An 11,647-nucleotide genomic window follows, 5' to 3' on the forward strand; every position below is an offset into this window, starting at 1 on the left:
GCCGCCGGCGCGGATGCCGCGGCGGTCGCCTTGCTGGCCGGCGCGGATTTGGTCGTGCCCGGTTTGGTGCGCGCACCGTGATGGATCGATTTGGCCGCGTCCTTGGCCAAGCCCGCCCCGCCCGGCAGCGCCGTCACTGCGGACGGGTGCTTTTGCGCCTTGGCCGCGGCGGCCAGCGCTTTCTTCTGCTCTTCCGTCAGTTGCTGGTAGCTCTGCCAAGCTTCGCTCTTCTTCTGCACCGGAAGCGACTTGGTGGTCTGGAAATTCTCACGCGCGCGGTGGCGTTGCTCGGGTGTGAGCTTGACCCAGTCCGCCATGCGGGTTTGCAGGCGCTGCTGCTGAGCCGGCGTGTATTTCGGATACGCCTGTGCAATCTGCAGCCACTTCTTGCGGGCCAATTCCGGCAAACCGTTCCATTCCGGCGCCAGCGGCGCGAAGATGCGCTGCTGCACAATGGTCAACTCGGCCCAGTTCGGGTGGACGGCGGGCAGCGGGTTGGTTGCGGGCGGTGTCGGCAGATCAACCGGCGCGTTGACCGTCACGCCCGATGCCGCGGCAGGCGCAGAAGTGGCCGGTACCTGTGCCATCGCAAGGCCCGCCGTGAGACCGGCAGCACCGATCAAAGCGACGATGCCGACGTGCAGGCGCAAGGCCCTTGCGCCTCGCGGTGGTTGGCCGTGGGTGGGTTGGAAGTGACTCATCGATCAGCCTTTCACTGATCGTGCTTGAGGTACTGATGGAAGCCTTGATCGGCGTAGGCGGCCAGCGGCAGATCGTCGAGCAGCATTGCGGCATCGACCTCCGCGAGTTCGTCCACGCGTTGCTGCTGTTGCCACTGATAAATGCCCGCGAGCCCCGCCACCAGCGCGATCGTCGGCCACAGCAGGCCAAGGCGGCGCAGGACTGCGGCGGCGCGCTGCAGCGGCGACGGTGCTTCGCCTTCCGCCTCGAAGGACACCGAGCCGACGCCTGGCATTGCCAAGGCAGGCGAGCGCACCGTGCTCGGCACTTCCGCTTTCTTGTGCGCAAGCGCCGTCCGGCGCGCCGCAGCGAGGCGGTCGCGCACGTCGGGCGGCAACTGTCCTGCCGACTCGTTCAGAGCGGTTCGGACGGCATGCACAAAACGGCGTTCTCGAAGTTCTACCTTGTTCATAGTCGGATCCCTCGCGCCCGCAGCGCTTGGGCCAGGGCGTGTGTTGCCCGCGAGCAGTGCGTCTTTACACTGCCCTCGGAACAGCCCATCGCCTGGGCTGTCTCGGCAACATCCATGTCCTCCCAGTAACGCATCAGGAAGGCCTCCCGTTGACGCGCGGGGAGTTTCTCGATTTCGCGTTCCAGGATTTCCAGCATTTGCGAGCGCTCGACCTTGTCGGCGCTGCTTTCCGCCGCTGTGGTGCCGGCTTCGCTTTCGATCAGTTCCAGCGGGTCGGTGTCGTCGCCCTCGGCGTCCGTGCGGAAGCTGGAGAACAGGCTCACCCACGTGTTGCGCACCTTGGAGCGGCGGAACCAGTCGTGAATGGTGTTCTGCAGAATGCGCTGAAAGAGCAGGGGGAGTTCGGCCCCCGGCTTGTCGCCGTATTTTTCGGCCAGCTTGATCATGGCGTCCTGCACGATATCGAGCGCGGCATCGTCGTCGCGCACCGCGAAGACCGCCTGCTTGAAGGCGCGTTTCTCGACGCTTAGGAGAAAGGCCGACAGTTCCTGTTCAGAGGCCATACAACGGCGGGTGCGAATCCTGTGAGGCAGCCGCGCGAAAATTCACATTCTCAAGATGTGATGATCACGCCGCGTGGCGTCAACGGCCTTGGCCGTGAAAAATGTTGCGATGCTAGCAAAAATGCGGCTCTACGGACAGTCCGACTGTCCGGCGGACCGCTTGCTTTGCCGAATCGCGCCGGTGCTGGACCGCTATGCGGCATTGCAGTATCATCCCCGGTTCACAACATCTGTGGTTTGTCTCATCTGGACGCCCATCAGGCGGACCATCCATGCAGACGCGCACCGCTCAAATCCGCGCCACAAGCCCGGTAGAGAGCATCCAAACAATTTTTTGCCGAAAATTGCAAAGGACTGACATGAATATGCCAAGCGCGGAATTTTCCCACGCCAATAGCGGTTCATCTGCCGACATGATGGGGGCCGACATCCTCGTCAATGCGCTCGCGGCAGAGGGCGTCGAGTTCGTCTGGGGTTACCCCGGCGGCGCGGTGCTCTATATCTACGACGCGTTCTACAAGCAAAACAAGATCGAACACATCCTGGTGCGCCATGAACAGGCGGCAGTCCATGCGGCTGACGGCTATGCGCGCGCCACGGGCAAGGTCGGTGTCGCCCTCGTGACGTCCGGCCCGGGCGTGACCAATGCCGTGACCGGCATCGCCACCGCCTACCTGGATTCGATCCCGATGGTGATCATCACCGGTAACGTGCCGACGCACGCCATCGGTCAGGATGCCTTCCAGGAGTGCGACACCGTCGGCATTACCCGCCCGATCGTCAAGCACAACTTCCTGGTCAAGGACGTCCGCAACCTCGCCTCGACCATCAAGAAGGCGTTCTACATCGCCGCAACGGGCCGTCCGGGTCCGGTCGTGGTGGATATCCCCAAGGATGTCTCGCGCGAACTCTGCAAGTACGAGTATCCGAAGACCATCGAGATGCGCTCGTACAGCCCCGTCAACAAGGGCCATTCGGGGCAGATCCGGAAGGCAGTGGGCCTGTTGCTGCAGGCCGAGCGTCCGTACATCTATTCGGGTGGCGGCGTGGTGCTTGCCGAGGCCAGCGAAGAGCTGCGCCAGCTGGCTGCGCTGACTGGTTACCCCGTGACGAACACGCTGATGGGCCTGGGTGCATTCCCGGGCACCAGCAAGCAGTTCGTCGGCATGCTGGGCATGCACGGCACGTACGAAGCCAACATGGCGATGCAGAACTGCGACGTTCTGATTGCCATCGGCGCGCGTTTCGATGATCGCGTGATCGGCAGCCCGGCGCACTTTACATCGCAGCCGCGCAAGATCATCCACATCGACATCGATCCGTCGTCCATTTCGAAGCGGGTGAAGGTCGACATCCCCATCGTCGGCAACGTCAAGGACGTGCTGCAGGAGATGATCGCCCAGATCCAGTCTGGCGAAGCCAAGCCGAACAAGACGGCGCTGGCCAAGTGGTGGGAACAGATCGAGCAGTGGCGCAGTGTCGACTGCCTGAAGTACGACCGCAATTCCGAGATCATCAAACCGCAGTACGTCGTCGAGAAGATCTGGGAACTGACCAATGGCGACGCTTTCATCTGCTCCGACGTCGGTCAGCATCAAATGTGGGCCGCGCAGTTCTACAAGTTCAACGAGCCGCGCCGCTGGATCAACTCCGGCGGTCTGGGCACGATGGGCGTCGGCCTGCCGTACGCGATGGGTATCAAGAAAGCGTTCCCGGACAAGGAAGTCGTCACCATTACGGGTGAGGGCTCGATCCAGATGTGCATCCAGGAACTGTCGACCTGCCTGCAGTACGACACGCCCGTGAAGATCTGCTCGCTCAACAACGGTTACCTCGGCATGGTCCGCCAGTGGCAGGAAATCGAGTACGACAACCGCTACTCGCATTCCTACATGCAGGCGCTGCCCGACTTCGTGAAGCTGGCCGAATCGTATGGCCACGTCGGCATGCGCATCGAGAAGACGTCTGACGTCGAGCCCGCGTTGCGCGAGGCTTTCCGACTCAAGGATCGCACCGTGTTCCTCGACTTCCAGACCGACCCGACTGAAAACGTCTGGCCGATGGTCCAGGCAGGCAAGGGTATTTCTGAAATGCTGCTCGGCGCGGAGGATCTGTAATGCGTCACATCATTTCCGTCCTGCTGGAAAACGAACCGGGCGCGTTGTCGCGCGTGGTGGGCCTGTTCTCTGCGCGCGGCTACAACATCGAGACGCTGACGGTCGCCCCGACTGAAGACGCCTCGCTGTCGCGCATGACGATCGTCACGACCGGCTCGGACGACATCATCGAGCAGATCACCAAGCACCTGAACCGCCTGGTGGAAGTCGTCAAGGTCGTCGACCTCACCGAAGGTGCGCACATCGAGCGCGAGCTGATGCTCGTCAAGGTGCGCGCGGTCGGCAAGGAACGCGAGGAGATGAAGCGTACAGCGGACATCTTCCGCGGCCGCATCATCGACGTGACCGAGAAGACCTACACGATCGAGCTGACCGGCAACGGCAGCAAGCTCGACGCGTTTCTCGATGCCATCGATCGCACTGCCATTCTCGAGACCGTTCGCACAGGCGGCTCGGGCATCGGCCGCGGCGAGCGCATTCTGAAGGTTTGAGCCGGCGCGTGCACCAGCGTGTCACTGTGGCCGGACCCCATCGATATTGAAGTATTTGAAAATTAGGACATCAACATGAAAGTGTTTTACGACAAGGACGCCGACCTCTCCCTGATCAAGGGCAAGAACGTCACCATCGTTGGCTATGGCTCGCAAGGCCACGCCCACGCCCTGAACCTGAACGACTCGGGCGTGAAGGTGACGGTCGGTCTGCGCAAGAACGGCGCGTCGTGGAACAAGGCCGTCAACGCCGGCCTGCAGGTCAAGGAAGTGGCCGAGGCTGTGAAGGAAGCCGACGTTGTCATGATCCTGCTGCCGGATGAGCAGATTGCCGATGTGTACAAGAACGAAGTGCACGGCAACATCAAGCAGGGCGCCGCGCTGGCATTCGCCCACGGTTTCAACGTGCACTACGGTGCCGTGATTCCGCGCGCCGATCTGGACGTCATCATGATCGCCCCGAAGGCGCCGGGTCACACCGTGCGCGGCACGTACACGCAAGGTGGCGGCGTGCCGCACCTGATCGCCGTGCACCAGGACAAGTCGGGCGCCGCACGTGATATCGCGCTGTCGTACGCCACCGCCAACGGCGGCGGCCGTGCCGGCATCATCGAGACGAACTTCCGCGAAGAAACCGAAACCGACCTGTTCGGCGAACAAGCCGTCCTGTGCGGCGGTACCGTCGAGCTGATCAAGGCTGGTTTCGAGACGCTGGTGGAAGCCGGTTACGCTCCGGAAATGGCTTACTTCGAGTGCCTGCACGAGCTGAAGCTGATCGTCGACCTGATCTATGAAGGCGGCATCGCCAACATGAACTACTCGATCTCGAACAACGCCGAATACGGCGAGTACGTCACCGGCCCGCGCGTCGTGACGGAAGAGACCAAGAAGGCCATGAAGCAATGCCTGAAGGACATCCAGACCGGCGAATACGCCAAGAGCTTCCTGCTGGAGTACAAGGCAGGCCAGCCGACGCTGATCTCGCGCCGCCGCTTGACCGAAGAGCACCAGATCGAGCAAGTTGGCGCCAAGCTGCGTGCGATGATGCCGTGGATCGCCAAGAACAAGCTGGTCGACCAGTCGAAGAACTGATCGGACGCATCTTGTGCGAGAAAGCCAGCCTTCGGGCTGGCTTTTTTTTATGCTGATTCCAGGGCGCCAGATATTGTTTCAAGTGCTGGCGCGGCCCCGTGTCGGCTAGAATGCCGCATTTCCTTCAAGACGCTGTCGAGGTCTGATTTGAACAACACGTATCCGCATCCCATCATCGCCCGCGAGGGTTGGCCGTACCTGGGCGGGATCTTCATCGTCACGCTCATTGTGCAGGCTGCCGCCGGCTTCGGCTGGGCCTGGCCGTTCTGGGTGCTGACGCTGTTTGTCCTGCAGTTTTTCCGCGACCCGGCGCGCGCCGTGCCAACGCAGGCCAATGCGATTCTTTCGCCGGCCGACGGCCGCATCGTCGCAGTCGAGCAGGTGCGGGACCCGTATGCCGATCGCGACTCGCTGAAGATCAGCGTGTTCATGAACGTGTTCAACGTGCACTCGAACCGGGCGCCGGTCGACGGCACCGTGCAGCACGTGCAGTACTTCCCGGGCAAGTTCGTCAATGCGGACCTGGACAAGGCGTCGCTCGAAAACGAACGCAACGCCATCGTGCTGCGCCGAGCTGATGGCCAGCTCGTCACTTCGGTGCAGGTGGCTGGACTGATCGCGCGGCGCATCCTTTGCTATACCAAGGCAGGGGAAGCACTCACGCGTGGCCAGCGCTACGGCTTCATCCGCTTTGGCTCGCGCGTTGACGTATACCTGCCGCTGACGGCGCGCCCACGCGTGACCATCGGCGAGAAGGTGTCCGCCACGCTGACGGTGCTTGCTGAGCTGGACTGATCCGGAGGCCGCCATGCCCGCGTTCAACCGACGCAAGAAGCGTTTCACCGCCGGCAATGTGACGCACCTGCGTCCGCTGCGGCACAACCAGCCTCGCTCGGATGACGACGATCTTGAGATCGTGCGTCCGCGCCGCCGTGGCATCTATCTGCTGCCCAACGCGTTCACGACGGCCGCGCTGTTCGCGGGCTTCTTCGCCATCGTGCAGGCGATGAACCTGAATTTTGAGACGGCTGCCATCGCCATCTTCGCGGCGATGGTGCTCGACGGCATGGACGGCCGCGTCGCGCGCATCACCAACACGCAAAGCGCGTTCGGCGAACAGTACGATTCGCTGTCGGACATGGTGTCATTCGGTGTCGCGCCGGCATTGGTGATGTACGAGTGGATCCTGCGCGACCTGGGGAAGTGGGGCTGGCTCGCGGCGTTTGTGTATTGCGCTGGCGCTGCACTGCGTCTGGCGCGTTTCAACACGAACATCGGGTCGGTCGACAAGCGCTTCTTCCAGGGCATGCCGAGCCCAGCCGCCGCCGCGCTCATCGCCGGATTTGTCTGGCTGGCGATCGACAACAAGCTGCCCGTCAAGGAACTGTGGATGCCGTGGGTGGCCTTCGGGCTGACGCTGTACGCAGGGCTGTCGATGGTGTCCAACGCGCCGTTCTACAGCGGTAAGGCGCTGGATGTTCGCCACCGCGTACCGTTCGGCGTGATGGTGCTCGTGCTTGTGCTGTTCGTCGTGATATCGAGCGATCCGCCGGTCGCGCTGTTCGGCCTGTTCGTTGGTTACGCAGTCTCGGGCTACGTGCTTTGGGGCTGGCGCGCGCTGCATGGGCAGCAGGGTAGTCCGCGCCTGCCGAAGCAGACGCCAGACGACGCGCATGAGTGACCCATGCGCTTCATCAGTGTGCGCTTGCGTCAATTTTTGAATTCGTCTATATTCGTCCGCATGCTTTCGCGCCCGATTTCCATTCTGATTACGCTAGTCTCGATTGATGGCCTACTAGGTCGTCAGGTCGGGACACGCGCATAGGAAATCGCAAGACAAGGCAAGCAGAAACCGCCAAGTTTTCGCGAACCAGAATTCACAGCGCCCCGGCCTGCAACCATGCACGCCGGGGCGTTTTGCATTCTGCGCCGCAAGAAACCATCTAAGACACCACTAAGACCGACGCCAAAAACGTCACCCCACCAAGGAGCCGCCATGAGCGACAAACTCATCATTTTCGATACCACCTTGCGCGACGGCGAGCAGTCCCCTGGGGCATCGATGACCAAGGAAGAGAAGATCCGCATCGCCAAGCAGCTCGAGCGGCTCAAGGTGGACGTGATCGAAGCCGGCTTCGCGGCCAGCTCCAATGGTGACTTTGAAGCGATCCGCGCGATTGCACAGTCGGTCAAGGATTCGCGGATTTGCTCGCTGGCCCGTGCGAACGACCGCGACATTTCCCGCGCTGCCGAAGCACTCAAGCCGGCGGGGCAGTTCCGCATCCACACGTTCATCGCTACTTCGGCGCTTCACATGGAGAAGAAGCTGCGCATGTCGCCGGATCAGGTGTACGAGCAGGCGCGTCTTGCCGTGCGCTTCGCGCGCCAGTTCACCGACGACATCGAGTTCTCGCCGGAAGATGGCAGCCGCTCGGACATGGATTTCCTCTGCCGCGTGCTGGAAGGCGTGATTGCTGAGGGCGCGACGACCATCAACCTGCCGGATACGGTGGGCTATGCGGTGCCAGAAGGCTACGCCGCGCTGATCCGCTCGGTGCGTGAGCGCATTCCTAATTCCGATAAGGCGATCTGGTCAGTGCATTGCCATGACGATCTGGGCATGGCTGTTGCCAACTCGCTGACCGCTGTCCAGTTGGGCGGCGCGCGCCAGATCGAATGCACGATCAACGGCCTGGGCGAGCGCGCCGGGAACACCAGCCTCGAAGAGGTGGTGATGGCCGTGAAGACCCGTCGCGACTATTTCAATCTCGACGTGGGTGTCGATACCACGCAGATCGTGCCGGCCTCCAAGCTTGTCTCGCAGATCACCGGTTTCGTCGTGCAGCCGAACAAGGCCGTCGTCGGCGCCAATGCTTTCGCGCATGCTTCGGGCATCCACCAGGACGGCGTGCTGAAGGCGCGCGACACGTACGAAATCATGCGGGCCGAAGACGTGGGCTGGACGGCCAACAAGATCGTCCTGGGCAAACTCTCGGGCCGCAACGCGTTCAAGCAGCGTCTGCAGGAACTGGGCATCGAGCTGGATTCGGAAGCCGAGCTGAACGCCGCTTTCACCCGCTTCAAGGAGCTGGCCGACCAGAAGGCCGAGATCTTCGACGAAGACATCGTCGCCATCGTTTCCAACGAAGCGCAGCACAGCGAGGGCGAGCACTTCCGTTTCGTGTCGCTTGCCCAGCGTTCGGAAACCGGCGAGCGTCCGCACGCGCGCATCGTTTTCGTGGCAGACGGCCAGGAAGTGACGGGCGAAGCGGAGGGCAACGGCCCGGTCGACGCCACGCTGAATGCGATCGAGAGCAAGGTCGCCAGCGGCGCAGAGCAGCTGCTCTATTCGGTCAACGCGATCACGACGGGCACGCAGGCGCAAGGCGAAGTGACGGTGCGGCTGTCCAAGTCGGGACGCATCGTCAACGGTGTGGGTACTGATCCGGACATCGTTGCGGCGTCGGCCAAGGCTTACCTTGCCGCGCTGAACAAGCTCCAGGACAAGAGCAGCGAAAAACTCAACCCGCAGATCTGATCGCGGGTTCATCAACACACGCAGGAGTCAGCCCAGACCCCAACACGATCACCACTGAGCGCGCACCCGGTTATCCACCGGAACGCGAAGCGGGTGCGGCGGCACCGGACACGTCAGGAGCGTGCACCATGCCGGCCGTCTTTGAGAGCGATGTCCGTGCGATCCACGACATGGCCGACCTGAACGTCCACGCCAGGCGATGCGCCTCGCGTGGATGTTGCCGTTCTGGCGTTTGACGCTGGCTCAGCGGCTTGAATCGTGATCGTGGTCGTACATCGGGTCGGGGCTGACCTGCGTAAGCCGCACGATGCCGTCGCGGTCGAAATAGAAGTGCATCAGCGAAGGCCATACGCCTTCATGCTTGAAACGGTAGGACCAAACCTGCCGATCCATCAGCCGGAAATACGCGGTTTCTTCCGGCTTGCCGAACGTCTGCAGCACATCGTTTTGCGTCGCCGTGCCGACGCGGACCTGTGCAAAATCCATCGTGGTCAGAATCTGCCGGAACGAGACGAGCTTGCCGCTCGCATCGAAATCGGCGGCATAAGTGAATTGCCCGTAGGGCTGCGTCGGATAGAGCCAGCGCGTGCCGCCACCGGCGTGTGGATACCGTTCCGGTGGTGTGCCAAATCGTGCTTCCACGGCGGAAGCGGGTTGGCCGACGAGTGCTTCGCCCGTTTGTACTGGCGCCAACACGGTACACGCGCTTGTTGAAGCCAGCGCTACGGCGAGCAGCGCCGCGCACTGCCATGTCGATCGAATGTTCACAATGGGCCCTCCCGATGGCTTCAGTGTAGGCGTGCGATTTACGCCGGCTTGTGTCGACGCGCGGCGGCGCTTTACCATCCGCGCTTCACGGAGATTTGCCATGATGGTTCGTTGGTTTGTGGCCGCGCTGGCGGCCGTGGGGTTGTGTGGGGCAGCAGGTGCCCAGCCCGAAGCCGCGCCGATCCGGTTGGCGCTGATCGAAGGACTTTCAGGCCCGTTTGCCAACGCGGGCGAGGCGGTGGATCGCAATCTGCGCATGGCGATTGAAGGCGTGAATGCGCGCGGCGGTGTGAAGCTGCCCGATGGGCGTCATCCGCTTGCACTCGTGCGTTTCGATAGCAAGAACACCGTCGATGAATCGTTGCTGCAATTGCAGGCGGCTACGGATGCGGGCATCCGCTTCGTGCTCCAAGGCAACAGCTCGGCGGCAGCGGCGGCGTTGTCGGCGTCGATTTCGCGTTACAACGACCGCCATCCGGACGCGCGGCTGCTGTTCCTGAACTACGCCGCCGTCGATCCTGCACTGACCAACGAGGCATGCAGCTTCTGGCATTTTCGCTTCGACGCATCCGCTGACATGCGCATGCAGGCGCTGACGGAGGTGATCCGCGCCGACAGGGCAATCAACAGGGTCTACCTGATCGGGCAGGACTACACATTCGGCCGCCAGGTGGCGCAATTGGCGCGCCAGCAGTTGAGCGAAAAGCGGCCAGACATTGCGATCGTTGGCGAGGTGCTGCATCCCATCGGCAAGGTCAAGGATTTTGCACCGTACGTGGCGCGCATTGCCGCGTCGGGTGCGGATACGGTCATCACCGGAAACTGGGGTAACGATCTGACACTGCTCGTCAAGGCGGCTCGGGATGCGGGGCTCAAGGCGCGCTTCTTTACGTTCTACGGCAATTCGCTCGGCGCGCCCGGGGCGATGGGGGAGGCGGGCGTTGGCCGCGTGGTGGCGGTGGCGGAGTGGCACCCAAATCTGGGCGGCGCCAAGTCCGATGCGTTTTACAAGGCATTCCGCGCGCGTTATCCGGCCCCCGCCGACGATTACCCGCTGTTGCGCGATCAGATGATGGTCGACATGCTCGCCGCTGCCATCGAGCGGGCCGGGACCACCGAAGCTGCGGCCGTGGCGCGTGCGCTGGAAGGCGCATCGCTCGACACTGGTTTCCACCGCATCACGCTGCGGGCCCAGGATCACCAGGCCATTCAGCCCCTTATCGTCACGCAGATGGAACGGGCAGGCACGCCTGGTGCGGCCTTCGATATCGAGGGCTCCGGCTTTGGCTTTCGCACGCTGAAAGTGATTCCAGAATCGCAAACGACTTTGTCGACCGCCTGCAAAATGGTTCGCCACTGAGTCGGACGACACAGATCTGTCGTCAGAGTCTGGTTCTACGCTATAATCGCGGTCTTGCTCTCCAGGCCGTCTCGGGCTGGTGCGGCAAGATCATTGTTCAACACGGCACCAACGGCGGCTATTCAGGCGCTGCAGTGTCCGCAAGTCAAAGGAATCAAAAATGTCCGTCGCTGACATCAACAAGCAAGACATCGTCAAAGATAACGGCCGCAGCGCCAACGACACGGGCAGCCCGGAAGTGCAAGTTGCACTGCTGACCGCTCGCATCAATGAACTGCAGCCGCACTTCAAGGCGCACATGAAGGATCACCACAGCCGTCGCGGCCTGCTCCGCATGGTGAGCCGTCGTCGCCGTCTGCTGGACTACCTCAAGAGCAAGGACGCTGACCGTTACACCGCCCTGGTTGCGAAGCTGGGTCTGCGTAAGTAATGGTGGGTATCACGCACTGCGCGTGATGAAAAGTGCCTGCGTCAGCGTGCTGATGCAGGCATTTTGTTTTTGGCGGCCGCGTTTGTGGCCGCACCGGGCAACCGGTAAGTGATGGCGGCCAGCCAGTTCAAGATG

12 protein-coding genes are annotated in these 11,647 nt (G+C 62.3%); 8 read left to right on the top strand and 4 right to left on the bottom strand.

Annotation, left to right across the window (positions count from 1 at the left end; all coding sequences use genetic code 11):
• The 3 genes from FUT88_RS19770 to FUT88_RS19780 form a co-directional block, all read right to left on the bottom strand.
• Positions 1–701, bottom strand: a 701-nt coding sequence (locus FUT88_RS19770; RefSeq protein ID WP_147217664.1) for a DUF3106 domain-containing protein, incomplete at its 3' end; no start/stop codon positions are given.
• Between the two features lie 11 nt (positions 702–712).
• Positions 713–1,153 carry a DUF3619 family protein gene (locus FUT88_RS19775; RefSeq protein WP_147217666.1) on the bottom strand — a complete coding sequence of 147 codons (441 nt, stop codon included), beginning with the start codon at positions 1,151–1,153 and terminating at the stop codon, positions 713–715.
• Positions 1,150–1,716 carry an RNA polymerase sigma factor gene (locus FUT88_RS19780; protein WP_147217668.1) on the bottom strand — a complete coding sequence of 189 codons (567 nt, stop codon included), beginning with the start codon at positions 1,714–1,716 and terminating at the stop codon, positions 1,150–1,152. The genes FUT88_RS19775 and FUT88_RS19780 overlap by 4 nt, the downstream gene beginning before the upstream one ends.
• A 359-nt stretch (positions 1,717–2,075) precedes the next feature.
• Here FUT88_RS19780 and FUT88_RS19785 point away from each other — a divergent pair, with 359 nt between their 5' ends.
• From FUT88_RS19785 to FUT88_RS19810, 6 genes are all read left to right on the top strand, one after another.
• Positions 2,076–3,833: an acetolactate synthase 3 catalytic subunit gene (locus FUT88_RS19785; RefSeq protein ID WP_147217670.1), complete on the top strand. Its 1,758-nt coding sequence runs from the start codon at positions 2,076–2,078 to the stop codon at positions 3,831–3,833.
• Complete coding sequence (gene ilvN, locus FUT88_RS19790; protein WP_004630835.1) at positions 3,833–4,324, top strand: acetolactate synthase small subunit; 492 nt, start codon at positions 3,833–3,835, stop codon at positions 4,322–4,324. Before FUT88_RS19785 ends, ilvN begins: the two co-directional genes overlap by 1 nt.
• Positions 4,325–4,399: 75 nt before the next feature.
• The gene (gene ilvC / locus FUT88_RS19795) at positions 4,400–5,416 is read left to right on the top strand and encodes a ketol-acid reductoisomerase (RefSeq protein ID WP_147217672.1); all 1,017 of its coding nucleotides are present in this window, start codon (positions 4,400–4,402) and stop codon (positions 5,414–5,416) included.
• A 147-nt stretch (positions 5,417–5,563) separates the two neighbouring features.
• Positions 5,564–6,211: a phosphatidylserine decarboxylase gene (locus FUT88_RS19800; protein WP_147217674.1), complete on the top strand. Its 648-nt coding sequence runs from the start codon at positions 5,564–5,566 to the stop codon at positions 6,209–6,211.
• A gap of 13 nt (positions 6,212–6,224) precedes the next feature.
• A complete protein-coding gene (gene pssA / locus FUT88_RS19805; RefSeq protein WP_147217676.1) occupies positions 6,225–7,097 on the top strand; it encodes a CDP-diacylglycerol--serine O-phosphatidyltransferase in 873 nt (290 codons plus the stop codon).
• Between the two features lie 315 nt (positions 7,098–7,412).
• Positions 7,413–8,954 (top strand): 2-isopropylmalate synthase, encoded by a 1,542-nt coding sequence (locus FUT88_RS19810; RefSeq protein WP_147217678.1) that lies wholly within the window; start codon positions 7,413–7,415, stop codon positions 8,952–8,954.
• A gap of 243 nt (positions 8,955–9,197) precedes the next feature.
• Here FUT88_RS19810 and FUT88_RS19815 read toward each other — a convergent pair whose 3' ends face one another.
• Positions 9,198–9,800 carry a hypothetical protein gene (locus FUT88_RS19815; protein ID WP_410003892.1) on the bottom strand — a complete coding sequence of 201 codons (603 nt, stop codon included), beginning with the start codon at positions 9,798–9,800 and terminating at the stop codon, positions 9,198–9,200.
• Between the two features lie 25 nt (positions 9,801–9,825).
• On the opposite strand from FUT88_RS19815, the gene FUT88_RS19820 reads away from it, so the two are divergent.
• Complete coding sequence (locus FUT88_RS19820) at positions 9,826–11,082, top strand: branched-chain amino acid ABC transporter substrate-binding protein (RefSeq protein ID WP_147217716.1); 1,257 nt, start codon at positions 9,826–9,828, stop codon at positions 11,080–11,082.
• 160 nt (positions 11,083–11,242) lie between these two features.
• On the top strand, positions 11,243–11,512 hold the full coding sequence (rpsO, locus tag FUT88_RS19825) for a 30S ribosomal protein S15 (RefSeq protein WP_004630822.1): 270 nt from the start codon (positions 11,243–11,245) through the stop codon (positions 11,510–11,512).
• Positions 11,513–11,647: the final 135 nt, after the last annotated feature.

Origin of the sequence: Ralstonia sp. TCR112 (genome assembly GCF_007997035.1) — a bacterium.
Classification (GTDB): Bacteria; Pseudomonadota; Gammaproteobacteria; order Burkholderiales; family Burkholderiaceae; genus Ralstonia; species Ralstonia edaphi.